Source organism: Flavitalea plasmicola (genome assembly GCF_030546645.1).
In the GTDB taxonomy this organism is placed as follows: domain Bacteria; phylum Bacteroidota; class Bacteroidia; order Chitinophagales; family Chitinophagaceae; genus Puia.
On record NZ_JAUOTO010000005.1, the window covers coordinates 277,976 to 302,640 of the forward strand.

Sequence of the window (24,665 nt, forward strand, 5' to 3'; positions counted from 1 at the left end):
TTTCACCTTTACCGGCACACTACTCCGACCTGAGGTTTTCCGTAGGGTTGGTACGGGCGGCGCGGAAGACGCGCAAGCTGATGGTGAGGACGCTGATGGCGACGATGATCAGTCCGGCCAGTACGAAGATCCACCAGGAGATGGTAACACGATAGGCAAAGTTTTGCAGCCAGCGGTGCATACCCAGAAAGGCAATAGGGGACGCGATGACGAGCGCGATCCCCGCCAGCATCAAGAATTCCTTATTCAATAAGAAGACGATGTGGGCCACGCCGGCGCCCAGCACCTTGCGGATGCTGACCTCTTTCTTTTTACGTTCGACGATGAAGAGGGTGAGCCCGAGCAGGCCGATGCAGGAGACAAAAATGGTCGTCGCCGTGGAGATGCCCACCAGCCACGATAGCTGCCTGTCTCTTTGGTACAGCCGGGCGATGCTGTCATCCAGGAAGGTGTAGGTGAAGGGTAGGTCCGGCAGAAGGTTTTTCCAGAGAGTCTCCAGCCGGGAGAGCGTCTGATGGTCGGTCGATGCGATGCGGAGGCCGACGCTGTTGTCCCGGTCGGCAGCCCGGACGATGACAAGGGCGGGAATGGCCGTATGAAGCGAGCTGGTGTGGAAGTCGGCCACGACGCCGACGATGGGAAGGGTCTTGCCCTGCCACGTAAGGGTGTGCCCCAAGGCATCGGCCGGCTTTGAAAAACCGAGCGCTTTTCTGTAGGTGTCGTTGATGACGAACGCTCTCAGACTATCGCCGGACGAGAGGTTACGGCCTGCCAGCAGTCGAATATGATAGAAGGGGATGAATTGCCGGTCGCCGGGCTGGATGTGCACCTCCAGTTTATTGTCAGTGCGGTGATCCAGCTGCAGGGGATTTTGTATGGCCTGCACACCGGCGGGGGCGTGGCCTTGCAGGGTAGTTTCCTGTACTCCCGGAATGCCGAGGGCCTGCCGGGCGAAGAGGCGGATCTGTTGCGGAGAAGCGTTGAGGCCGGCGACGGTGACCACGGCGCTGCTGGAAAAACCCATGTCGGCATCCAGCATATAATTGATCTGGCGGCCGACGACGAGCGAGGTGATGATGAACAGCAGGGAGATGGAGAACTGGAAGACGATGAGGACACGGCGAAGCGTGAACCTCCGGGTGTTTTGCGGCTGCAGGTTTTGGGAAAGTTGAAGGCGCACGAGGCTTATCGCCGGGTAGAGACCGGCCAGGAAGGTGGTGACGATACTGCTTCCAACGACGAAGAAAAGAACGGCAGGGCTGAAGGGGTTAAAAGGGAGGCCTTCCGGAAGGTAATTATGAAAGAGCGCCAGCGCCGGACGGAAGAGCGCCAGGGCGATGATGGCGGATAGGGTGGTGAGGATGGCCGTCTCGGTCAGCGATCTCCCCATGAGCCGGCGGCGGGTAGCACCAAGGATGCGGCGGATGCCCATGTCCTTTGCCTGTTGGAGGGCCTGAGCGGTGGACAGATTGATAAAGTTGACGATCGCCAGCAATAAGATGAAGACCGCGGCGCCCATGAGGCCGTAAAGGGCTGGCCGGTTGGCCTTGCGGATGCCATCGTTGTCATAGGCTGCGTTGAAATGGACGTCGCCGAGCGGCTGGAGGACCATATTGAGTTTAAGCAGCCGCAGAAAGGCATCGTTGGCGATGTGACGTTGCAATATCGTGTCGAACAAGGCAGCAGTCTTCGTGGCATTAGCGTTCTTGGAAAGCTTTACGAACGCCTGGATACCCGGGACGCCCAGGTTGAAGCGCCACAGGTCGTGGCGGAATATATCCTTCAGGAAACTGTGGCTGATGGTCGGGAAGGAGATGAAGTCGGTGTTAGGGAAATCAGTGTTGCCTTCATAGTCGCTGATGATGCCGGATACACGAACGTGCAGGGAGTCATCATAAATGAGCGCACGGCCGATGTATTGGTCGGCGGGGAGATGGCCGAAGTAGTCGCGGGCGCGGCTGGCAGTCAGTACCACGCTATAGGGTTGGCTGAGGGATTGGACGGGGTTGCCGGCGAGCCAGGTGTAGGGGAAGATGTTGAAGTAGTCCCCGGAGGCAATGATGGTAGTGCTGATGAAAGGGTTGGCGCCCTTAGGTTCCAGCCGAACGGGCGCGCCGGAGCCGCCGGTCGGGGGGATGGTGATGCTGACATTATACGGATAATAGGCGGCAAGGGTTTCGATGTGGGGGACTTCGGCAAGGAGGGCTGCAGGGGCCGGAGCGGGAATGCTTTTGCCATAGCCTTCGTTGATGACGCCGTTGCCATTGTCTATCCGGATGCGACAGCCGACGCGGTAGATGCGGTCCCGGCCGGGATAGGCGCGGTCAAAGCTGAACTCGTAGCTGACGATGTGGTAGATGACCAGGCAGGCGCAAAGGCCCAGCGTCAGACCCAGGATGTTGATCCCAGCATAGCCTTTGTGACGGGCGAGGAACCGCACGGCGGAGCGAAGCTGATGGTTGGACATAATTCCCCTTTAGATGCAAGGCAGGAAAAATTCCACAGCAATAAAGCAAGCCCCGGGGTGACCGGGGCCTGCTGTTGACATCAGTATCCCGGATTCTGTTTCAGCTGCGTCGATACATTCAGCACATTTTGTCCGATGGGGAAAACATCGGTATGGTCGTCTGCATCGGGCTGTTTGTCCCACCATGCGCCTGTGTGGAACACGCCCCACCGGACGAGGTCGGTACGTCTTCTGCCTTCGACCAGGAACTCACGCCCCCATTCGTCCAGCATTTCCTGGTCTGTCAGCTGGCTGCCATCCGGATTGTACAGGCTGGGCGAGCCGGGAGGATAGTTCCGTGCCCGTACGGTATTGAGCAGGACGGCTGCCGCGGCCTTGTCTCCTGCCCTGTATTTGCATTCGGCCAGGGAATAGTACACTTCCGCCAGCCTTATCTCCGCATAGGCGGATCCGATCTTATTGGGGTCGTCGCTGGGATAGTAAGGGTATTTGACGGGAAAGACGCCGGAGTTGTGGTCCGCATGGTTCATATTGGACTCTTTGTCCGCGATGGGCGTGCCGGGCTTTGTGTTGAGGAACATGCCCACCTGGTCACGGAGGAACAGCGGGTAGGGCCCCTTGTTGCCTCTTACGGTGTCGGGGTGCCCATCGGAATTGATATAAGGCAGGTAGTCAAAGAGGAACATGCCTTGCCTTTTGCTGTTGCCGAGGTTCTTATATTTCAACAGCCGGAGATCGTCGGGATATTTATGGAATTTGACAAAGGGCTTGCCTAACGCAAAAGGATATTCGACGCTGTCCACATCCCTGCCGGGCTGCAGCGCATATTTGGGATTGGCGTCACCGAAGTCGGTGAACCCGAAGTACCGGGGCGCCTGGTAGGGCAGCATCCAGAAATACATGCCGCCGTCGTATTGCCAATGCGTAAGGCCAAAGCTGCCGGGGAAGCCGAAGATGGTCTCTTTCGAAGCGGCGTTGTTGTAATCAAAAGGAGCGTCCCATCTTGTTTCCAGCGCATACGCGCCATATTTGCCATCGATGATATCCTGGCAGACCGTGGCGCAATCGGCGAACTTATCCACCCCGGTGTAGACCTTGGCATTCAGGTAGAGGCGCATCAGCAAGGCGGCCGCGCCTGCCTTGGTCCATCTGCCAATGGCCGCGTCACCCAGGTCGGCGGCGGTGCGGAGCTTGGGGATGGCTTCGGTCAGCTCTTTTTCCAGAAAGGAGAAAGTTTCCTGCGGGGTGGCCTGGGGCCCTCCCTTTGTCTCTCCTTTGACCTTGGTGACGAGAACGATATTCCTGTAAAAGTCGAAGGCTCTCAGAGTAAGCCAGGCCCTGAGCACTCTCAGCTCCGCCTCGAAATCGTCGATGTCCGCCTGGGTGAGGGTGAATTTGCCGGGATCCTTGATGGACTCCATATCTTCCAGGGAATTGGTGGCCAGGTTGATCCCCTGGTAAAAGGCGTTCCAGGCGTCGTTGGTATAGCCGTCATTCGGCGTCCAGGTATGGTAGTGCACCCGCTGGTATTGAGCGCCGTCGTACCAGTCGCCCTGGCGGTTGGGTGTCATGCATTCATCGCTGCTGTTCTCCTGCATCATGAAGGTGGACCCTCCCTGGATGCTCCAATAGGAGTGTTCGAAGGCGCGCAGGAAATCCCGGGTCACATCGTCCTTTGTTTGCAGGAAATTCGCCGACGTGATCTTGTCATATAGTTGTTCGTCCAGCTTGGTGCAGCTGTTAGCCAGGAGAAGCAGGAAGCCTGGCAAAATAAACCTGGTACAGGTGAAGAATTTATTCCGTGTCATGGTAGTGGATTGATCTTAAAAATTAAGTTGGAGCCCTAACAGCAGCTGAATGGTGGAAGGATAATAAGACAGCGTGTTGTTCACGCCGGGATACAGGCCATTCACGGGTATCAGGTCCGGGTCCCCGCCCGTGAAGCCAGTGAAGGTGTGCAGGTTCCTTCCGGTGGCATACAGCCGCAGCGATCGCAGGTATTTTGAATTAAACGGTTTCGTATAGCCGATGGATACATTTGCGAGCTTTACAAAGCTCCCGGATTCCAGGAAATAGTCCGACAACACGGAATAAGTGGAGGGATTGGTGAGCTTTGCATATTTGCTGCCATTGTAGGCTGAAGTAAGTACGTTGGCGTCCTGCTGTGTGGATGGCGTGCCGAGATAGAAGGCAACGGTGTTGAATATTTTGTAGCCGAAAGCGCCCCGGAGGAAAATGCTCAGATCCCAGTTCCTGTAGGAGAAGCTGTGGCCCATGCTGGCCGTAAATTGGGGAAGGCCGTTGCCGACGAATCGTTTGTCGTCGTTGTTGGCCTTGTCGCCCGTGATGACGGTGCCTTTTTTATCGTATACCAGCAGCGCGCCTGTAGGGTCCACGCCGGCGGACTTTTGCGCATAGAAGCCGCCGATCCTTTGGTCCTCCTGCAAACGCTGGAGATTGCCGGGGCTGCCGGGGCCGGGCATGGAGACGACATCGATGTATTTCTGGCCTTTGAAGAGGTCGTTGGAAAAAGAGACGAACTTATTGTTATTCGTGGCGCCTGCAAACGACACATTGTAAGCAAAATGCTTTCCTCTTAACACGGTGGCGTTGAGCTGGATCTCGAAGCCGGAATTCTTCATGGTGCCTACATTGGCATAGGTCTGATTTTGTACGTTGGGGGGATTGGGGACATTGTACCAGCCCAGCAGGTCCTTGTTCGTGCGGGTGTAGTAATTGATGCTGCCGTAGAGGGTGTTGCCCAACGCGGAAAAGTCGAGACCGACATTGAAGTTGGACGCTTTTTCCCAGCGAAGGTCGTAATTGGTGTTCTGGCTGGGGCCCCACACCTGGTAGGTGGTCCCGTTAAACACATAATAGCCATATCCGCTGTAGGTGTCGAGGGAAAGGTAATTGCCAAAGTCCTGGTTGCCTGTCTCGCCATAGTCCGCCCTTAGCTTCAGCTCGTTCAGCCACGTGATGCCAGTCATGAAAGTTTCGCGGGTTATCCGCCAGGCCACGGAGGCGGCGGGGAAGTTGCCCCATTTGTTGTTCACGCCGAATTTGGAAGAGCCTTCCCGCCGGATGCTGGCTGACAGGTAATATTTCTGATCGAAATCATAGTTGAGCCTGCCGAAAAAGGCTATCAGCTTCGAGCTGTTCCTGTAGGAGCCGACGCCATTCTGTCCTGCCTGGAGGTTCCAGATGCCCGTGCCGAGGTTATTAAAGGTGAGGACATCGGAGGGGAAGTCCTGGTTGGACGCGCTGAAGCCGGATGAGGTGAAGTACTGGTAGGAATAGCCCGCCAGCAATTTTACCGCATGCTCTTTCACCTGTAACGAATAATTACCCAGCCACTCGAAGCTTTTCTGGTCATTCTCGTCCAGGGACTGGGCGCCATAGCTGCGACCGGTGCCGCCGTTCCTTTTCAGGACGTAGCTTACGGTGGAGGGCGTGAAGTCCTCATTCCGGAACGAGGAGGTGACTTCGCCCAGGGTGACGATGGTGTTCAGGTTGGGCAGGATGTTGACCTTCATGGACCCGTTGATGTCGAGGTACTTTATTTCCTGCGGGGCCAGGATGGACTTTGCCACTTCCACGGGGTTGTTGGCAAAGAAGCCGGTGGTGATATAGGCATATTTACCTGTGCTGTCCAGGACAGACAGCGTGGGGTTGAGGGTGAGGGCGTAATTAAACCCGGAGTAGTCCGCGCGGTTGGTCTTAGCATACCGGGGCGCCACATTCAGGGATATGTCGAAAAGGTTGTTGGCAGATCGGTGGTTGAGGTTGATACGCCCGCCATACTCCTGTTTCGAGGCCCTGAGGTCAATGCCTTCCGCGTTCCTGTAGTCCAGGGAGGCCATGTAATTGGTCCTGGCGCTGCCGCCGGAGAATTGCAGGGTATGTTTCTGGGAAAAGGCGGGGTTCCTGCTGACGGCTTTCAGCCAGTCGGTGTTGCCGCCGAAGTCGACGCCGCGTTTGTGCGCCAGGAACTGGTCTTTTGAAAGGACGGACAGCTTGTTGGTGGCAAAGTCAAAGCCTGTATATCCATCATAGAATACCCGGGGTTCGGCGCTGCCTTTTTTGGTGGTGATGAGAATGACGCCGTTGCTGCCCCTGGTGCCATAGATGGCCGAGGCGGCGCCGCCTTTCAGGACGTCGATGGACTCGATATCATTCTGGTTGATATTATCGAGGTTGCCGCCCGGTATGCCGTTGATGACGTACAGGGGTCCCAGGCCGGCGTCACGGGAGGATACGCCTCTCATCTGAATGTTGGGGGTGGAGTTCGGATCGGCGGAGGCTGTATTGGTAATGGACAGCCCGGCTATCTTACCCTGCATGGACATCAGGGGGCTGTTGGAGCCCACCGTGAGCAGGTCTTTCGCACTGAGGTGCGTGACGGCGCTGGAAATCTCCTTATTGCTCAGGGTGCCATACCCGATGACAACGATCTCATCCTGCTGGGAAGCTTTTGTCTTGAGCGAGATGCTGAGCGTGGTCTTGTCCCCCACGACGGCTTCCTGGGTTTCCATGCCGATCATGGAAAAGATGAGCACTTCCCCGTTGTTGGCATCAATGGTAAACTCTCCGGCGGCGTTGGTGGTGGTGCCTTTCGTCGTGCCTTTTACGGAGACGCTGACATTGGCCAGGGGTTCGCCTTTTTCATTTTTGATGGTGCCGGTGATGGGTTTCAGCAGGCCTTCCTTGCCCGAAACGACCAATATGACCAGGTCTTTTTTATTGACGCTGTAGGTCAGACCCGTGCCGTCCAGGATCTTTCTCATCACTTCGTCGATGTTGGCATTGTTAAGAGTGAGGGTGATCCTGTTCTTTTCGAAAACGGGATTGTCATTGTATAAGAAACGGTAGTCGGAGCGCTCTTCGATCAGGGCGAGCACATTGCCCAGGGGTTCTTTCTTTACAGAAAAGGTCATCGTCTTCTGTGAGTAAGCGAATGCTGCTACCTGTAAGCTGAAGATCGTGGTGATGAAGAAAGAAATTCTCATAATCCATCTCATTGCGTTGGGAAAAAGGGTCCCTTCCCAACCGCAGTTAGCTTTAAAAAAAATCATACCTTTAAGATTGTTAGGTAATAAATAAGGGCCTGCTTTCCACGGGAGACCCTGTTTTCCTGACATACGGGGAGATGCTTTTTCATCTCCCTTTTTTTATTCTTTGAATTTGCTCATGTTGTGTTTTTGGTTAGTTAATAGGGTTAATTTTTTTGCTGATGGTCACTACGCCACCGTCTATCTTATAATTAAAAGGAGTCAGCTGCTGTAAGGCATCCAGGGCTTCCGTGAGGCTTTCTTTCTCCAGCGATCCTGTCAGGGACAGTTGCTCCGAGATCCTGTCTTTGAATTTTATGCGGACCTGGAACCATCTTTCCATTTTCTGCGCGACGCTGTAAAAGGGCTCTTTGCTGAAGACGAGCTTGTCCTGCACCCAGACGATCTCGTTGATCGTGCTATCGATGGGATTGGGCTTTATCCTGTTCATCTGCACGAAGGTTTGGGCTGGCTTACGGGTGGCCAGGGCCTTGCCATCGCCGGACGAGGGGAGCGGAGAGGGCTCTTTTCCAAACACTATTTTTTCATTTGGCCGCATGCGGATGGGTCTTTCGGGGTCATCAATGGAGCTGACCTCTATGCTGCCCCGGATCAGGGAGGTTTCGATGGTCGAATCATCGGAATAGGCCCGTACATTAAAGGCCGTGCCCATGACCCTGATCCTCACGGCGCCGGCTATCACGGTGAGTGGAACGGACTCATTCTTCGAAATATCGAAGAAGGCTTCTCCTGTCAGGCTGATCTCTCTTTTGGTCGCGCCAAAATCCTTGTTATACACCAGCTTGCTATGCCTGTTCAGCATGACGATGGAGCCATCGGGCAGCTGGACCTTGGATTTCGACAGGCTGGTGGCCACTTCGTTCTGTTTGTTTTCGATGAGATGGAGTGGGTTTTTCAGTTGATACACCCAAACGGCGCCTACGACCAGGCAGCAGCACACAGCGGCCCAGGCCATGACCCTTTTGAGGACACGGGATGGGGGCGGGAAGTCTTCGGCGGCGGAGAAGTCCTGCTGATCTGGCTGGGCGGACTGGGGCGCTACTTCGCCGGAGGCATCGAAGCGGATATCATTGGGGTGGATACCATCGGGACGGATTTGATTGGGGCGGACTTCATTGGTGTGGGTATGATCGGGAAGGATATCATCGGTGCGGATCTCATCCGGACGGACCTCTTCCGGGCGGAGGGGGGCCAGCGCTGCGATCCTGGCGGCAATCGACTGCCTGCTCTTTTCCTCATCCGCGGGCGTCGTGAGCTTTTTGACGTCCATATCCTTCAGCCGGGAGAATGTTTCGTTCAGTTCGAATACATCCTGGTGCAGCCGTAGCAGCTGGTCCAATTCCTCCTGCTCGTCTCCGGAAAGTTCGTTGTTATGTTTTCGGGCCAATAATTCCCACAGCCTGCTTGCGGACATATTTGATAACGATGTTGTGTCTCCAGGAAGGAGACACGCGCGGGGCTGTTACCCCCAAAAGGGAGAAAAAGATTTTTTGGCGGGGGGGACGGATGAGGTGGTTGGAGGGGATGGAACGGATGGAGGAATGGGCGGGCGGGGTATTTATACGAGCTTGAACAGGATGGAGGCGCTCAGCTTTTTTAAGGCAATGGCCATTTGATTTTCCACTGTTTTTTCCGAGATCTCCAGTAGTTCGGCCACTTCGCTGTATTTCAGGTTGTTTTCTCGCGTCAGGCGGAAGACCATCCTGCATTTGGGAGGCAGGGCGTTGATGGCGTCATTGATACATTTGAGCATTTCAGAGCTGATGAGGATCTCGTAAGGGTCTTTTTCGAGGATGCATTCCAGCTCCGGGAACTTATCCAGGGACTCGAAGACGGGGGATTTCTTTTTCAGGTGCCGGAGCGCTTTGTTCTTTGCACAGATGAAAAGATACATCTCGGGTTTTCTGACATCGGCCAGCAAGTGCCGCTTTTGCCAGATGTCCACAAAGATATCGTTGGTGATCTCCTCGGCTGCCTCTTTCTGCTGGACGATGGAGAATATATAGGCGTAAAGACGGTGAAAATAGTGGGTATGTAATTGCCATAAGGCGGCCTCATCCGGGTTGCCCGACAGGCGTCTGAATAGCGAAAGGATATCTTTTTCAGATGGTGCAGGCATCAGCAGCAATCAATTTAGCGTTGGAAACGGGATTAAAGTTATGGAGATCCGGCCTATCCAACAAAGTAAATTTGGGCTGCTGCCCAGCTGCTGTCCTGCAAAGATATTTCCCGCCAATGCCTGGAAATAGCCTAATTTTAGTGTCCTAATAAACTTTCCATGGAGATCCGCATACATAATATCAGTCTCAATACGACGGACACGGAGATACGAAAATTGTTCTCCCCTTATGGTAATGTCGACTCGGCGATGGTGAACAGGAATTCCCTGAATGGCCGCTCGTTAAAGAGCGGACTTGTCAGCATGCCGGTGGAGACGCAGGCCAGGCAGGCGATTGCTTCTCTCGACAAAACCACATTCGACGGAAAGATCATTTCCGTCAGCGAGATGCCGCCGGATTTTTACTGATCTTCCGCTCGTCTGGCGTTTGGTCAGGTGCCGTTATTTTTGGCTGAGCCTTGTAAATTCGGCGCCATTAAAGATCCTGGACAGGTTGATATCCTTTGATTCTTTGTAATCCGTCAGATTCTTCGACGATACGATACGCCAGAAGTTCTTCTTCTTCAATTCCAGGAAGTCGGAAGTTCTGATAAAGATCCCTTCCACGGTCCCTCTTGTCTTGAAAAAGATCTTTGCCGGTTCCTTAAGATCTTCCTTGTTGCCTGCGATGAATTTTTCTATCTGTTCAATTGTCATAATAATGTTTTTCGATCAGCGACTTATATATAGAGCCTGGGCAATCCTCAATTGCACCCATAGCATATTGCATTTATGTTCATGCCTGCGCCGACGGACGCAAAGATAACGACATCGCCTCTATTCAGCTGAAATCCTGTCATTTTACCTCTGCTGACCAGGTCGAACAGGGTGGGAATGGTGGCGACGGAGCTGTTGCCCAGCCACTGAATGGTCATGGGCATCACATGGTGCGGCACTTCTGTGACCCCGTACAGTGCGTAAAAGCTTTTTACGATCGCTTCGTCCATTTTTTCGTTGGCCTGGTGGATGAAGATCGCTTTCAGCTCGTCAATGGCTATGCCGGCGGCGTCGAGGCAGTCCTTCATGGCTAGCGGCACATGGCGTAAAGCGTATTCATAGACTTTCCGGCCTTTCATTTTGATGTAACGCTGTTCGTGTCCGGATGAAGGCTTGTATGTGCCGTTGATACGAATGAATGTTGTCTCTTCTCCGCAATCGGAGCGGACTTTGGCGGAGAGGATGCCTGTTCTCCCGTGTTCCGGCTTGTTGTATTCGAGGGTACAGGCGCCTGCGCCATCGGAAAAGATCATGCCGTCCCTGTCATGCTGGTCTACGACGCGCGACAATGTCTCGGCGCCGATGACGAGGGCTTTTTTAGCCATGCCTGCTTTAAAGAATGCGTCTGCCTGTATGATACCCTGCAGCCAGCCGGGACAGCCGAATATAAGGTCGTACGGAATGCAGGAAGGATTTGTTATGCCCAATATTTTTTTTACCCGTGATGCCAGTGAGGGAACGAGATCTGTCCGGCCGGATGTGCCGCAGATGTCCCCGAAATTATGTGCGACGATCAGTTGATCGATGGATTCTCTGTCTATTTTACTGTTCAGTATGGCCTCTTCCGCTGCCATGGCCGCCATTTGGGATGCGGGTACCGAGGACGCGCTGTAGCGACGTTCCCTGATCCCTGTGATCTTGCTGAACTTGGTGATGATCTCGTCTGTGGGACTATCCAGCAATGCGCCCTCTTCCGAATAGAACGTGTTGTTTAAAAAATCGCTATTCTTTACTATTAATTCAGGGATGTAAGATCCGGAGCCTGTGATAATTGACCGATGCATAGTTTACTCATTAAAGGAAAGTAAGTTCATTGGTATTTATTTTGCTTACCTTTAATTATAATAATTTACATGATTAAAAAAATTTCCGGCATTGAGCTGTTAAAAAAGAATTTCGGCAGCGTTGAAGTGAAGTTCATCGAATTTTTCGAGAAGGGTGAGCCGCGTTGGCCAATGGAGAGCCGCGACTATCTTCGAAATCATCATCAAAGCCTTGATCAGTTTTTCCCGGCGACTATTTCCTGGGAGAAGTTGAAGTTCAACGGACTCCCGGATAATATCATGCAAGAAGTTCATGCCGCTTATGAAGCTTTCGAGCGGGGAGAAGAATACAACTGATCCATCTGATACGGATAGTTTAAAGCCTTCAGATCCATGATCTGAAGGCTTTATTTATTTACCAACGGTTACTTCTGTCTCTTGAAAAGGACCCGCCGCCCCTGTTGTCTGTCTTAGGCTTAGCTTTCGATACAGAGATTGATCTGCCATCCAGCTGGGTGCCGTCAAGGTCTTTCATCGCCTCTTCGGCGGCCTTGTCTGCCATTTCCACAAATCCGAAACCTCTCGACCTTCCGGTCTCTCTTTCCATTACTACTTTCGCGGAGGTGACTTCTCCATATTTGGCAAACATCGATCTCAGCTCTTCGTCGGTGACCTGGAAGGCCAGGTTTGAAACGTACATGTTCATAAATAAAATTAAATAGTTTAAAATGTACTGAGCCAATGCAATAAAAAGTAGAGGAAACGGGATTCTGGAAGGGAGGAAGCAAAAAAGCGAATCAATTACTTAATGTTGTACATCTCAGGCAATGAGGTCTGAAGATACGCATTTTCAACGGGGCGGCCTAATAAATCTCGTAAAACGGAGATTTAACACGTTGGAAACAAGATAAATTAGCTTTCTCCGGATTTATTCGTTAACTTACCTAACGTAACTCATATGGCTGCCTTTATAGTCTGATCTGCCTGTAAGCCCTATCAACAGCTCGCACGAATAAATTGCCATTAAACTTGTTTTTATGCAGATCCTTATCGGCAATTTAAACTCGAATACAACGGCAAAGCACCTGACAGACCTGTTCCTTCCTTACGGAGCAGTTTATTCTTGTAAGATCGTCAGCGACACGGCGACGGGCCATTCAATTGGCATTGGCTATATAGATATGGAATCCCATTATGCGAAAGTGGCGATCCAACAGTTAAACCGACTACAGTTCATGAACTATTACATGGAGGTGAGTGAAGTGCATTAGTTGTTATGATGCTTTTATGATCCTCGCTGCACGGAGCTTGACGGGCAGTGGATCTTTATTTATCAGTCGGTAAACAATCTGAAAGTTATAATGAAGAAGCAATTGAAAGTCGGCGTGATCGACCTTGTTTGTAAGGGCCCCACCCATACCCTTTGGGGAAAGATCATGCATGCCAACCTGGCGAGCATTATGCCGCAGGTGATCGCCACCTGGTGTGAGCAGGAAGGGCATGACGTTAAACTGATGTGTTATACGGGCCGCGAAGATTTCGAACAGGAGTTCGCCGAGAAATTCGACATCCTGTTCATCAGCTCTTTCACCCAGGCAGCCCTGTTAGCCTATTCACTAAGCAATTATTTCCGGAGCAAAGGTATCATAACGGTGTTGGGTGGCCCGCATGCGCGGTGTTATCCTGATGACGCGTTGCTGTATTTCGACTATGTCCTGGGATTTACCAATAAGGAGACCATCGCCGAGGTCCTGGCTGACCGGAGTGTCTACAAGCCGCACGGGAGATATCTCGCAGCGGGCAAACAGCCGCTGGAGCTCCCTGGCGTGAGGGAGCGATGGAAGTTCATAGAAGCAACTTTAAAGAAAGCGCCGCTGCTTAAGATCGTGCCGATGATCGGCAGTATGGGCTGTCCTTATACCTGCTCTTTCTGCATCGACTCGGTGGTGCCTTACCAGCCTTTGAATTTTCAGAGCATGAAGGAGGACCTGCAGTTCCTGCTCACCCGGTTTAAACAGCCGATGGTGGCATGGCATGATCCCAACTTCGGGGTGCGTTTTGAAGACAATATGGAGGCCATCGCTTCGGCGGCGCCCCGCAATAGTTTCCGCTTTATTGCCGAGAGCAGCCTGTCCATCCTGACGGAGAAGCATTTAAAAGTATTCCGGGAGAATGGCTTTACGGCCCTGCTGCCGGGTGTCGAGACATGGTATGAGCTGGGTAATAAGTCCCGGACGGGGCAAAATACCGGCGGCGAGAAAGTGAAGCAGGTGGCGGAGCATGTCAATATGATCCTGGACCATGTCCCCTATGTCCAGACGAATTTCGTGCTGGGGCTGGACAGTGATTCCGGCGATGAGCCGTTCGAGCTGACGAAGCAGTTTATCGATCTGGCGCCGGGCGCTTTCCCCGGATATTCCCTGTTGACGGCCTTTGGGGCCGCGGCGCCACTGAACCTGGGCTATCAGAAAGAGGGCCGCGTCCTGCCTTTCCCTTTCCACTTCCTCAACAATCACCTGGCGATGAATATCAAGCCCCGGAACTATGACTGGGTGGATTTTTATGACAAGGTGATCGATCTGACGAAATATACTTTTTCCCCCAGGGCGATCTATCGCCGGGCGAAGGCGACCCGTAACAATACGGCGCGCTGGATGAATGTCATGCGGGCTATTTCCTCCGAAGGGTATGGACGGATACGATTTTTCAAAAAGGTGCGGGAGCAGCTGGTGGGCGACAAATCATTCCGGCAGTACTTCGAAGGCGAGACGAGGGAGTTGCCGGCATTCTATAGTGACATTGTTCGGAGGGACCTGGGGGAATGGTGGAAATGGCTTCCGGAAGGAGCGATCAATCATGATCCGAATGCGTATATGAAGAAGAGCGTGGGGCTTCAGGAGGCGAAGGTGGTGGCTATGTCGTAATGAAGCGGGGGCTATAGAGACGGCTATCCTTTTTCCTGTGCTGCTTTCTAAAGTAGGCACCCATCGGCGGATCAAGGTAAGCGACCTTAAATAAATACCTTTTTATATGGGACGTATTGTCATTGTAGCTTACCGGCCAAAGCCCGGGAAAGCAGATGCGTTAAAGCGGCTATCGGCCACACATGTGGAACGGCTGCGTAAGAAGGTCTGGTGACGGAAAGGGCACCTGTGCTGCTGGAGACGGGTGATGGGACGATCGTGGAAGTATTCGAATGGCTATCGGCGGAAGCTATCAGGCAGGCGCATATGAATGTTGAGGTACAAAAGATGTGGGGGGAATATGCGGAGGTCTGTGATTATGTACCATTGAACCAATTGCCGGAGTCGGCCAGCCTGTTTGCGGAGTTTACGCCTTTGGACTGACGTGGATGCCGGACATCGTTGGTCAAAATAAGAGGTACGAAGACGGTATAATTTTCTGATGGCTAGCGGCGAATGATCACTGCATCGTCAGCGCATACACGGCAAAGGAGGCCAGCCAGTGCTCCCCCATATAATTGCCGCTGGCGACATTTGGCAGGGCCACCGTAAGATGTCTGTTGGCCACCCTATACAGTTGTGTCTTATTGGCGGGGAAATGCCTGGCGATACCAAAGAGGTCCCAGGCGCGGCTGAGATTCAGGCCGTCCAGGTGGACCAGCTTGCCATCGGTCCTGTCCTTTACCACACCGGGCTCCAGGTTGAAATTCTTGTCCGCGATGACCGGAAGGAATTTGACGAGCCAGCGTTCATAGTCTGCTGCCGGGAGGATCCTCCACATGAGATCTGCCTCTTCCAGCGCAGGGCTCAGGAAGTCATTTCCACCCGGCTCCCAGGAGAGCGGATAATTTATGTCATTCCTGTAAAAACGCAGGGCTGTCTGTATGATACTTTGTTTGAGCGCCGTATCTTTTGCCTGTTCGGCATAATCGAAGGCCAGCCGTAAACCAAAGGCCAGGTTGGAATGTTCCCCGACCCTTATCGGATATTGCAGCCTGGGCAGGTATTCAATATACATCCTGGAGAGCTGCTGGGCCAATGGCGCCACGTGGTCCCGTAATTTTTTCGCAAAGGGGTCGTCCCATTGTAATAATTCATTTTGTAATTGAAGGAGCCAGGCCCAGCCATAGGTACGTTCGAAGCTTTTGTTGTCGGGCATGGTAAATATCTTCATCTCTGTCGCGATGTTCGCAGCAGTCAGGTTCTCTTCCAGTTTTTGACGAATTTCCGCCGCCCGGGGCATGGAAGGGAATAGTTGCAGGAGCCGGATCAACATCCAATGGCCATGTACGCTGGAATGCCAGTCGAAACAACCGTAGAAGGCCGGATGATAATTTTGGGGGTTTACGATCAGGGTACTATCGGCGAAGGTGACTCCTGTCTTGTAAGGGAATTCGCGTTGCATACAGCGCAGGGGCAGGTCGGCAAAGTGGGAGGCGCCTGCGACGGTCAATTCGATCTTGCTTGCTTTTGTCGTGATTTGTGGGGTGTCCTGGGCGACGGAGCTTGAGGTATACAGGATAAACGTGATGGCGGTGAGGAGAAGCTTGGTCTTGATCATGAATGATTGTTTTTCTTAATGGCTTCTGCCTGGCAAGTTACTCATTGCTACAGGTGGATAGACATATCCTATTAAAATAAGAACAATTTTGATATCTTCAATGGAGGATGCAATTTTAAAATGATCTGCAAGCAATTAGTTTTGATCCTGTTACTGGCGCTCCAGCTGCATGCCTTCGGGCAAAAGAACTGCGACTGCAGGATAGATAGTTCGAGGGTCCTATCGGACAAGAACCTGGATGTCTTTCTTGCCGGTCTGAACCTGGAGCCGTTTCAAACCTTCAAGGATAAGAAAGAAATCCCTGCTGCGATCATGCAGCAGCTGCGCTGTTTGTCATACGACAGCTTCTCTTTGGGAAATCCGGGCGAGGACTACCGCTGTTGCTGCACGTCGTCCTGGAAATTACCTTCCCGGCAATTGATCTTTCTTTCGAAAAGCGAGCATTATTTTGTCATGGCCTATAAAATGGGGGGCATCGCCACCTGGGTCAATGTGCTGATGCTGAAATTGGAGAACGACAGGATCGTGGACCTGTGGTCAGGCTTGGGAAATTATGAATTAAAGTCTGCCGGGGATGTATATGAACTTTACAGATTGTATAAAAAAAGAAAGAAAGGTGAGCTTCATGCCGTTTTCGATGTCGTGGTGATCTAGCGAATACCCGCTGTGATAATAGTGCGACAGGCGTATTTACTCTACCGTACTACGTATTGTTAAATGGCTGATTGTTTTATAACGCTCAGAGAATAAGGGTGAACCCCCAGCAACCAAGGGATTTCGCGGCGAGCGTGGCCTATAAGTTTTAACGGGAAAAATAATAAATGGTTACACCTATATAAAGTCTCGGGTTTTTTTGTATTTTGTAAGTGACGATCCCTAAACTTACCCCTACTATGAAAGCCAAACTGCAATTATTGGTTGCATTTATGCTCCTGTTTTCCTTTGTTGCCTGTCGCAAGGCCATCTCGGATACTTCCCAACAGGCCTCCGCTTCGACCCATATTGATTCCCGCAGACCCACCGTACAGACTGATACGGCTGGTGGCTCGCGAGTTGCTTATCCTGCGCATCCGCTGACGGGATGTTTTCCTGCTCCGTTGTACGGGGACAGCGTGATCTATCCGCAGCCCACTGGCGGGGCGGATAATATTGTCAGCCTTGTCAACGATCCCGGACCGGGGCATTATTTCTCCTGGCCGGCCGGTCTTTCTCTCAATCAACATACCGGAGCCATCAATATTTCGAAAAGCGAGACCGGCCAAAGATATGCGATCGGCTATGTGAAGGATGGTACGCATGACACCTGTCTGAGCACGCTGATCATCGGCGGCGCGGACTATATGGATAGTGTGTATGTCTTGGGGAACGGGGCTACCATCGCTGTTCCTTATTTTGATGCAAATGCTTACCAGGCCTCGGATTGCAGCGGCCCTGGCAACAGCGGGCACTGTTCCTTTGACGTCAATGGTTCAGCGACCAGCCAAAATATATTTATCGATAAGTTCAGCGGTGAGATCAATCTGGATAAGACCTTGAATGGCGATGCGAACACGCCGGGCGCGTTTGGCAGCGCTCCTGTGAATGGCGCTACCGTCGATGCCGTCATCACCTATAGCCTTAAGAAGCATAGCAACAGCGCGCCGCAAAGCATCCATGTCTCTTTAAGATATTATGACAGCATGTCGCAGGTGGACCCAGCTATCATGGCGGTGATACAAATGAGGATGATCAATATCATGAGCGGGAATCTCCTCAGTTATAGCTATAATCCAAGGCCGCCGCTGATTGTGATTGTGAGGAGATGACCCTTCCTCCAATTTACCGTGGACGTTGTCTAAAAAACTGCATTGACAACCATCGTCCTATCAGCTTGCTGTTTTCCTCCCGTGATATTTATCAAGCAAATATCACCTTGCCCGTCTGCGCCGCCGAATGCATATATTTTACCGGAATCCATTACCACCAAGGTATAGGCGCCGGGATCGATCTCCACCTGGAAGAAACCGTTGTCGTCCGATGAAAATTCTTTCAGGAGCCTGGTACTAAAGCTGTCATACCACCCCTTCTCATTGGCGGGCGTCGCCTGGGCCGTCGTAGTACGCTCATAGATCCGCATCGTCCGCTTTACAGGGCAATTGCTACAGGATGTTTTGTTTGGCGAGCGCAAGGGCATGCAATCTCCGGTCAACAGGGAAAGGGTTCCCCATATCCCATTGGTGATGGTGACCTTGGACGCATTGTCGGCGCGGGCCTTTTCAACGTCGCAGACCACGGCAGGCGTTGGCTTATCGCTCTTGCCACAGCTGGCGCACAAGGCCGCTATATAACAGAGCAGGAGTGCTTTTTTCATTTGAAGAAGGGGTTTTACTACCTGACAAGGGAATGTCACCATCCGTTGCATCGGGTTCACTATCCCTCCTCCGGCCTGTTCTTTTCCGCCTCTTTCATCGTGAGATAGTCGGACGGGGTCATTCAGAACTGCCGGAGGAAATTCCTTCCAAAGTTCGTCTGTGGCGCATAGCCCACCATGGTAGATACTTCATAGATCTTATACGTGCCTTCGGCCAGCAGCTCGGCGGCCTTCTTCAGCCTTGTCACATTGATGAGGTCATTGGGAGAAAGATCGGACAAGGATTTGATCTTCCGGTAGAGGGTTGGCTTGCTCATGTTCAGGGTGAGCTGGCGAAACATATCACGACCTTTGTACGCCAAATTTCTCAAGGAGCTCACCGAGCTCCATTTTCTTATTATTCATAAAAACATCCCGGTGAGCTTTATCCAGCTTTTGCAGCAACTCTAAGAGCCGCAGCCGCTCCTCCGCCGAAAGAGGGGCCATCACCATATCCGTGACGTCATTGATACGGGAGAGCGTTTCGTAGAAGGCTGTCCTGCCGGCATCCGTAGCATGTAAAACCTTACTGCGTTTGTCGCTGCCCGAGGGTTCCTGGGTGATCAGATTTTTGCGCAAGAGCCGGCGGATGACCTCCATGCCTGTGGGTTTCAGCTGTACATGTCTTTCTATCAATTGTGATTGGGTGTAGGGACCAGCAAAAACGAGGCTCAGCACGAATACAAATTCATCATAGGTCTCGAAAGGGGTGCCTTCCAGCGCAAGTTTGACATAAATCATCTTATAACGTGACAAGGCGGTGATGAGATTGGAAGCAGTATAGTGGGGTTTGCCGCCATTCCCTTTCCCATTCCAAGCCAGCCGGGATTCCAGCTCCCCTGCTGTTGAGCTGACGGAATAGCGCTTCCCCAGCCATTGTGCAAAGCTTTGAATTTCAGCTGGTTTCTTACCTGTCTCTGCCTCGTAGGCCTGGAGTTCGGGCAATAATTGAAGGAAAAAGCTATAATCGGACATTAAAATAAATATAAACTACGCGAAGGTAGAAAACAAATTAGTATGAAAAAATACTATTAATTTTATTAAAACATTTTAAATTACTATAACTTAGTATTAAAACATACTAATTTGGGTAAGATTGCAATTATTGGGTCAGGAATATCAGGAATGGTAGCTGCCTGTCACCTGCAAAAGCAGGGTTACCGCGTGACGGTGTTCGAAAAAAGTAATATGCCGGGAGGAAGGGCCCGGCAATTCCGGGACGCGGGTTTTGTTTTTGACATGGGGCCCAGCTGGTACTGGATGCCGGAGATATTTGAGCATTTCTTTAACGAGTTCGGTAAGTCGGCGTCAGACTATTATTCGCTGATAAGACTGGATCCCTCCTACCGCGTTTACTTCAAGGGGGATGAGATAGCGATCCCCGCCAGCATGGAAGCATTGGGTCAGGTGTTCGAGCAGCTGGAGCCAGGCAGTGCAAAGCGTTTGAAGATCTATCTCAACCATGCGGCGGAGAAATACAGGATCGGTATGTACCGCTATGCCACCAAGCCTTCTCTCCGACTATCGGAGTTCGTTTCCAAGGACGTGTTGTCCTTATTGAAAAAGCTGCAGCCATTCCGGAACATGCAGGAGCATGTGGACCATTATTTCAAACATCCTATGATCCGGAAGATCATGCAGTTCCCGGTGATCTTTCTGGGCGCCATGCCGGAGCGTATCCCTGCGATGTACAGCCTGATGAACTATGCGGATACGGCGCTGGGCACCTGGTACCCGGAGGGCGGTATGTTCGAAGTCCCGCGGGCCGTGCATCGTGTGGCGGAGGAATTGGGAGTGGAATTCCGGTTTGAGCAGGACATCGATGGGATAGAAGTGCTGAATGGGAAGGCGGTCTCGGTAAGTTGTGCCGGGCATAAAGAGAAGGCGGACCTGGTCATCGGTGCGGGGGACTATCATTATATGGAACAATTGCTGGATCCGGCACATAGACAATACAATAATAAGTACTGGAATGCAAGGGAGATGGCTCCCAGTTGTCTGCTGTATTTCCTGGGCGTGGATAAGAAGCTGCCATTGGATCATCACAATCTCTTCTTTGACACCTCCTTTGACGATCATGCCCGGTCACTTTATAAGGACCCGCAATGGCCCGAGGACCCGCTGTTCTATGTTTGTGCGCCCTCTGTCACGGATCCATCGGTGGCGCCGGCGGGTTGTGAGAACCTTTTCATCCTGATCCCGGTGGCGTCAGGCCTCGAAGGAGACTGCCAGGAGCTAAGGGAGATCTTCCTGGAAAAGGTGATCCGGCGGCTGGAAGAGAGGATGGGCACTTCGGTGAAGGATCATATCATTTATAAAAGGAATTATGCTTTGAAGGATTTTAGCGCGGACTACCATGCTTTCAGGGGTAACGCTTATGGGCTGGCGAACACTTTGAAGCAAACGGCCTTTGGAAAGCCAAGGATGCGGAGCGGGAAAGTAAGCAACCTATTTTTCTGCGGGCAGTTAACGGTTCCGGGGCCGGGGCTGCCTCCCGCATTCTTATCCGGCAGGACGGTGGCGATGGAGGCCGCGAAATATCTCAAGGAACATAAGTTTTTCCCTAATCCCTTAAACTACGACGCAAATGAATACCGTCTTTCTTTTTAACCAGGCAAGTCATGACTGTAGTCGTTGCGTTACGGGCAGGTACAGCACGTCCTTCTCATCCGCGATAAAACTACTGCATCCTGATCTGCGGGACCCTATTCATGGCATTTACGGCTTTGTAAGATTGGCGGATGAGATCGTGGATACCTTTCATGATTATGATAAGGTGACGCTCCTGGACCGATTTGAGGCGGATACCTGGTCTGCCATCCGGGAAGGGATCAGTCTGAACCCGGTGCTGCAAAGCTTTCAGCTGTCGGTGAACCGCTTCCATATTGAAGAGCGGCTGGTGGCGGCTTTCTTCAAGAGCATGCGAACGGACCTGGAGAAGAAGGAATGGAGCAGCCGGGAGGAGCTGACGGAATATATCTACGGCTCCGCGGAAGTGGTAGGACTGATGTGCTTACAGATCTTTTGCGAAGGGGACAGCCACCTGGCAAAGGTCCTGTCAAAAGAAGCCACGGCTCTGGGTGCCGCCTTTCAGAAGATCAATTTTCTCCGGGACCTGCGGGATGATGTGGAAGGATTGAACAGGCAATATTTTTCGGACGTTAATTTCACCCGGTTCAGCCCCGAGACAAAAGCGTTCATCGAACAGGATATCTTACAGGATCTTAGAGTGGCGTACAGAGGGATCCAGCGGTTGCCGTCAAAGGCCCGGTTCGGGGTGCTGGTGGCATACCGGTACTATCTCTGCCTGTTTAGAAAGATCAGGAGCTTGCCGCCGGAGGTATTGATGCGAAAAAGGGTGAGAGTACCAAATTTGCAAAAAGCATTGCTCTTGCTGAGGACGGCTCTCGGTGTGGGTCAAATAAAACTGATACCATGATATACATTGTATACGTGCTGGTGACGCTGGCGGTGTTTGTGTTGATGGAGCTGGTTGCCTGGGCCACCCACCGGTGGGTGATGCATGGCTTTCTCTGGGTGCTGCACCGTGATCATCACGAGCCTCATGACGGAAAGCTGGAGAAGAATGACTGGTTCGCCCTGTTCTTTTCCATCCCGAGTATCGGCTGCTGCTATCTGGGGAACCGCTCTTCCAACCCCTGGCTCATCTGCGTGGGACTGGGTATCCTGCTCTATGGCATCGCTTATTTCCTGGCGCATGATGTCATCGTGCACCAACGGGTGAAATGGTTTTGCCGCAGCAGGAACAGGTATATCCGGCAGCTGCGCTGGGCCCATAAGATGCATCATAAACACCTGGAGCGAAAGAAGGGCGAGTCGTTTGGTTTTTTGTTCGTTGAAAAAAAGTACCGGGATAAAATTAAGAATGATGAGGAGTTGCAGCAAAAGTCCTGAGGACCATTTTGACTTTGCCATCGTTGGCGCCGGCTTATCCGGACTGATGCTGGTGATGGCGTTGCTGGAGAACGAAAAGACATCCGGCAGCAGGATACTCCTGCTGGACAGGTCGCTGGATGACTATGCGCCGCGCACCTGGTGCTTTTGGGAAAAAGAGGAGGGGCGTTTTGAAGACCTGGTGGAAAAGAAATGGCAGGCGGCGGATTTTTTTTCGGAGCAGGAGCAGCTGCGGATCGATCTCCGTCCGTATGCGTATAAGATGATCAGCGGACAAAGGTTCCGGGATAAGGCATGCGCGACGATACGCCGCCATCCTAATGTGCGGTGGGTACAAGAGATGGTGGAAGGGCTGCATCCGATGAGCGAACTTGTCTCCATCAGCACAGCCACTGAGCATTTCACTGCTTCGCTGGTCTTCGACAGCCGGTGGCAATTGGCGGCGCTCGAAAGAGAGACGGGGCCTGTACTCTATCAGCAATTCGAAGGATGGTTTATCCGGAGCCAACAGCCGGTGTTCGACGCGGTGGCGGCGCGCCTGATGGACTTCAGGATGGAGCAAAAAGATGCCGTGGCCTTCTGTTATCTGCTGCCCATGGATGAACGGACCGCACTGGTGGAATACACTTTGTTCACCGGGAGCATCAGGCCGCAGGAAAGCCTGGAGGCCGCGGTTGCAGATTATCTGGGCAGACAGTTCCCGGGGGCCGGCATACAGGTGAGGTCGAAGGAGAAAGGCATCATCCCCATGTGTGATCTTTCCATCACAAACGAAGGTCCCCGCGTGATCCCCATTGGCACTGCGGGCGGTTGTACAAAACCTTCTTCCGGTTATACATTTATGTTCGTGCAAGAACACACGGAGCAGATGATCGCGGCGCTCAACAAAGGAGAATGGCCAAAGGATTTTCCCCATTCTCTACCGGCCCGCAGAGGTTTTTATGACCGGGTACTCCTGCGGATCTTAGAGAAGTATCCCGATAAAGGAGCCGGGATCTTTTTTAGTTTGTTTAAGAACAACCCGGCGGTGACGGTGCTGGATTTTATGAGAAATGCGTCCACCTTGCAGGAGGAGATGGCGATCTTCAGACGTCTTCCCCTCTTCCTCTTCCTGAAAGAGGCCTTTCGCGAGATGAGGGCCAGCGTGCGTCATCGTAAGGAAATAGAGACCGTTGTGTGAGTGGCATCCACATCGATGGCTGCCTCTTCGAAATCCGGCGCGCGGAACCAGGGATGACGATTGCCCGAAAAGCCATATCTTTCTTTGGGTATTCCCAATATATTCTTATCGATCTGCCCGTTGCCATTTTCATCCAGGAATAAAGCGATGGCATATCTTCCGGCGGGCAACTCTCCCAGATCGATCAATACGGTCTTAACATTTTTTACAGCTGTGATCTTACTCCGGAGGCATTTTTGGGGATCCATATAGGTCGCAGCTGAGTTATACACGGCAAGATAGATGCTGCCGGTCCTGCCAGAGAGCTTGTCTACCTTGACTTTCACAGGCAGCTGGGTACGGCCGGCGAAAGATAATGAAAGGGACAACATGGATAGCAAAAGCCGTCTCATTGGTTACTGCCCTCCCTCCGGCCTGTTCTTTTCCGCCTCTTTCATCGTGAGATAGTCGGACGGGGTCATGCCGAACTGCCGGAGGAAATTCCTTCCAAAGTTCGTCTGTGACGCATAGCCTACCATGGTAGATACTTCGTAGATCTTATACGTGCCTTCGGCCAGCAGCTCGGCAGCCTTTTTCAGCCTTGTCACATTGATGAGGTCATTGGGAGACAGGTCGGACAGCGATTTGATCTTCCGGTACAGGGTAGGCTTGCTCATGTTCATCAGCCTGGCAAGCTTCTCCACGTCGAGGTCGGGGTCTTCCAGGTTCTTCACGATGCAGTCGTTGATATGCTCCAGGAAAAGCTCGTCGGCCTTGGAGTAGGCGATGCTCTTGATGTGCACCAGCGGGGAGCTGGCGAAATATTCCTTGATCTTATTCCTGTTGGTGAGCAGATTGGCTATCTGGACCTGGAGGTATTCCGGTGAAAAGGGTTTTTCTATATACGCGTCGGCGCCCAGTTCGAGCCCTTCGATCTTCGACTGCAGGGTATTCTTTGCCGTCAGCAGGATGACGGGTATATGGCTGTATTCGAGGTTTGTCTTTATGAGCCTGCACAGCTCGAAGCCATCCATCACAGGCATGACGACGTCGGAGATCAGCAGCTGTACGGCATGCTCCTTCAACAGCTCCAGCGCTTCCTGCCCATTCAGCGCCTTTATCACGGTGTATTTTTCGTCGAGCTCGTGTTCCAGGAACTCCAGGATCTCCTCATTGTCGTCGGCCAGTAAAAGTAGTGGCTTGTTCATTTGATACACTTTG

The 24,665-nt window shown here is 52.3% G+C and carries 25 protein-coding genes; 11 read left to right on the forward strand and 14 right to left on the reverse strand.

What is annotated here, in order from left to right:
- Nucleotides 1-19: 19 nt before the first annotated feature.
- From Q4E93_RS19485 to Q4E93_RS19505, 5 genes are all read right to left on the reverse strand, one after another.
- The gene (locus Q4E93_RS19485) at nt 20-2,467 is read right to left on the reverse strand and encodes an ABC transporter permease (RefSeq protein WP_303588061.1); all 2,448 of its coding nucleotides are present in this window, start codon (nt 2,465-2,467) and stop codon (nt 20-22) included.
- A gap of 80 nt (nt 2,468-2,547) precedes the next feature.
- Nucleotides 2,548-4,275, reverse strand: coding sequence for a RagB/SusD family nutrient uptake outer membrane protein (locus Q4E93_RS19490; RefSeq protein WP_303588062.1), 1,728 nt, complete (start codon nt 4,273-4,275; stop codon nt 2,548-2,550).
- Between the two features lie 15 nt (nt 4,276-4,290).
- Nucleotides 4,291-7,476: a SusC/RagA family TonB-linked outer membrane protein gene (locus Q4E93_RS19495; RefSeq protein WP_303588064.1), complete on the reverse strand. Its 3,186-nt coding sequence runs from the start codon at nt 7,474-7,476 to the stop codon at nt 4,291-4,293.
- Between the two features lie 196 nt (nt 7,477-7,672).
- Nucleotides 7,673-8,953: a FecR family protein gene (locus tag Q4E93_RS19500; RefSeq protein ID WP_303588066.1), complete on the reverse strand. Its 1,281-nt coding sequence runs from the start codon at nt 8,951-8,953 to the stop codon at nt 7,673-7,675.
- Between the two features lie 144 nt (nt 8,954-9,097).
- Nucleotides 9,098-9,658 (reverse strand): RNA polymerase sigma-70 factor, encoded by a 561-nt coding sequence (locus Q4E93_RS19505; RefSeq protein WP_303588068.1) that lies wholly within the window; start codon nt 9,656-9,658, stop codon nt 9,098-9,100.
- A 159-nt stretch (nt 9,659-9,817) separates the two neighbouring features.
- Between Q4E93_RS19505 and Q4E93_RS19510 the strand changes: the two genes are divergently transcribed.
- Complete coding sequence (locus tag Q4E93_RS19510) at nt 9,818-10,066, forward strand: RNA recognition motif domain-containing protein (RefSeq protein WP_303588069.1); 249 nt, start codon at nt 9,818-9,820, stop codon at nt 10,064-10,066.
- Between the two features lie 33 nt (nt 10,067-10,099).
- Here the strand turns inward: Q4E93_RS19510 and Q4E93_RS19515 are convergent, their stop codons facing one another.
- Nucleotides 10,100-10,354 carry a short-chain dehydrogenase gene (locus tag Q4E93_RS19515; RefSeq protein WP_303588070.1) on the reverse strand — a complete coding sequence of 85 codons (255 nt, stop codon included), beginning with the start codon at nt 10,352-10,354 and terminating at the stop codon, nt 10,100-10,102.
- Nucleotides 10,355-10,401: 47 nt separating this feature from the next.
- Nucleotides 10,402-11,478 carry a 3-oxoacyl-ACP synthase III family protein gene (locus Q4E93_RS19520; protein WP_303588071.1) on the reverse strand — a complete coding sequence of 359 codons (1,077 nt, stop codon included), beginning with the start codon at nt 11,476-11,478 and terminating at the stop codon, nt 10,402-10,404.
- Nucleotides 11,479-11,547: 69 nt separating this feature from the next.
- On the opposite strand from Q4E93_RS19520, the gene Q4E93_RS19525 reads away from it, so the two are divergent.
- Nucleotides 11,548-11,814, forward strand: a complete 267-nt coding sequence (locus Q4E93_RS19525; RefSeq protein ID WP_303588072.1) for a hypothetical protein — start codon at nt 11,548-11,550, stop codon at nt 11,812-11,814.
- 58 nt (nt 11,815-11,872) lie between these two features.
- Here Q4E93_RS19525 and rbp read toward each other — a convergent pair whose 3' ends face one another.
- Entirely contained in the window at nt 11,873-12,163 is a 291-nt protein-coding gene (gene rbp / locus Q4E93_RS19530; RefSeq protein ID WP_303588073.1) for an RNA-binding regulator, read from the reverse strand.
- 331 nt (nt 12,164-12,494) lie between these two features.
- Here rbp and Q4E93_RS19535 point away from each other — a divergent pair, with 331 nt between their 5' ends.
- The 3 genes from Q4E93_RS19535 to Q4E93_RS19545 all read left to right on the forward strand — a co-directional run bounded on the left by Q4E93_RS19535 (nt 12,495) and on the right by Q4E93_RS19545 (nt 14,804).
- Nucleotides 12,495-12,728 (forward strand): RNA recognition motif domain-containing protein, encoded by a 234-nt coding sequence (locus Q4E93_RS19535; RefSeq protein WP_303588075.1) that lies wholly within the window; start codon nt 12,495-12,497, stop codon nt 12,726-12,728.
- A 90-nt stretch (nt 12,729-12,818) separates the two neighbouring features.
- Nucleotides 12,819-14,381 carry a B12-binding domain-containing radical SAM protein gene (locus Q4E93_RS19540; RefSeq protein ID WP_303588077.1) on the forward strand — a complete coding sequence of 521 codons (1,563 nt, stop codon included), beginning with the start codon at nt 12,819-12,821 and terminating at the stop codon, nt 14,379-14,381.
- A gap of 210 nt (nt 14,382-14,591) precedes the next feature.
- Entirely contained in the window at nt 14,592-14,804 is a 213-nt protein-coding gene (locus Q4E93_RS19545) for a hypothetical protein (protein WP_303588078.1), read from the forward strand.
- A 76-nt stretch (nt 14,805-14,880) separates the two neighbouring features.
- Here Q4E93_RS19545 and Q4E93_RS19550 read toward each other — a convergent pair whose 3' ends face one another.
- Nucleotides 14,881-15,981, reverse strand: coding sequence for a DUF2891 domain-containing protein (locus Q4E93_RS19550; protein WP_303588079.1), 1,101 nt, complete (start codon nt 15,979-15,981; stop codon nt 14,881-14,883).
- 141 nt (nt 15,982-16,122) lie between these two features.
- Between Q4E93_RS19550 and Q4E93_RS19555 the strand changes: the two genes are divergently transcribed.
- Nucleotides 16,123-16,635 carry a hypothetical protein gene (locus tag Q4E93_RS19555; protein ID WP_303588080.1) on the forward strand — a complete coding sequence of 171 codons (513 nt, stop codon included), beginning with the start codon at nt 16,123-16,125 and terminating at the stop codon, nt 16,633-16,635.
- A gap of 239 nt (nt 16,636-16,874) precedes the next feature.
- Nucleotides 16,875-17,786 (forward strand): hypothetical protein, encoded by a 912-nt coding sequence (locus Q4E93_RS19560; protein WP_303588082.1) that lies wholly within the window; start codon nt 16,875-16,877, stop codon nt 17,784-17,786.
- 29 nt (nt 17,787-17,815) lie between these two features.
- Here Q4E93_RS19560 and Q4E93_RS19565 read toward each other — a convergent pair whose 3' ends face one another.
- From Q4E93_RS19565 to Q4E93_RS19575, 3 genes are all read right to left on the reverse strand, one after another.
- On the reverse strand, nt 17,816-18,331 hold the full coding sequence (locus tag Q4E93_RS19565) for a hypothetical protein (RefSeq protein ID WP_303588083.1): 516 nt from the start codon (nt 18,329-18,331) through the stop codon (nt 17,816-17,818).
- Nucleotides 18,332-18,453: 122 nt separating this feature from the next.
- Nucleotides 18,454-18,672: a helix-turn-helix domain-containing protein gene (locus tag Q4E93_RS19570; protein ID WP_303588085.1), complete on the reverse strand. Its 219-nt coding sequence runs from the start codon at nt 18,670-18,672 to the stop codon at nt 18,454-18,456.
- A gap of 1 nt (nt 18,673) precedes the next feature.
- On the reverse strand, nt 18,674-19,345 hold the full coding sequence (locus Q4E93_RS19575; RefSeq protein WP_303588087.1) for a MarR family winged helix-turn-helix transcriptional regulator: 672 nt from the start codon (nt 19,343-19,345) through the stop codon (nt 18,674-18,676).
- A gap of 111 nt (nt 19,346-19,456) precedes the next feature.
- On the opposite strand from Q4E93_RS19575, the gene Q4E93_RS19580 reads away from it, so the two are divergent.
- The 4 genes from Q4E93_RS19580 to Q4E93_RS19595 are packed head-to-tail and all read left to right on the forward strand — an operon-like array spanning nt 19,457 to nt 23,465.
- Nucleotides 19,457-20,980 (forward strand): phytoene desaturase family protein, encoded by a 1,524-nt coding sequence (locus tag Q4E93_RS19580; RefSeq protein WP_303588089.1) that lies wholly within the window; start codon nt 19,457-19,459, stop codon nt 20,978-20,980.
- Nucleotides 20,958-21,809, forward strand: coding sequence for a phytoene/squalene synthase family protein (locus tag Q4E93_RS19585; protein ID WP_303588091.1), 852 nt, complete (start codon nt 20,958-20,960; stop codon nt 21,807-21,809). Before Q4E93_RS19580 ends, Q4E93_RS19585 begins: the two co-directional genes overlap by 23 nt.
- The gene (locus Q4E93_RS19590) at nt 21,806-22,285 is read left to right on the forward strand and encodes a sterol desaturase family protein (RefSeq protein WP_303588094.1); all 480 of its coding nucleotides are present in this window, start codon (nt 21,806-21,808) and stop codon (nt 22,283-22,285) included. Before Q4E93_RS19585 ends, Q4E93_RS19590 begins: the two co-directional genes overlap by 4 nt.
- Complete coding sequence (locus tag Q4E93_RS19595; protein WP_303588096.1) at nt 22,257-23,465, forward strand: lycopene cyclase family protein; 1,209 nt, start codon at nt 22,257-22,259, stop codon at nt 23,463-23,465. Before Q4E93_RS19590 ends, Q4E93_RS19595 begins: the two co-directional genes overlap by 29 nt.
- Here the strand turns inward: Q4E93_RS19595 and Q4E93_RS19600 are convergent.
- The gene (locus Q4E93_RS19600; protein WP_303588098.1) at nt 23,435-23,857 is read right to left on the reverse strand and encodes a DUF2141 domain-containing protein; all 423 of its coding nucleotides are present in this window, start codon (nt 23,855-23,857) and stop codon (nt 23,435-23,437) included. The two genes, Q4E93_RS19595 and Q4E93_RS19600, sit on opposite strands and share 31 nt — an antisense overlap.
- A 3-nt stretch (nt 23,858-23,860) precedes the next feature.
- A complete protein-coding gene (locus Q4E93_RS19605) occupies nt 23,861-24,652 on the reverse strand; it encodes a response regulator transcription factor (RefSeq protein WP_303588100.1) in 792 nt (263 codons plus the stop codon).
- Nucleotides 24,653-24,665: the final 13 nt, after the last annotated feature.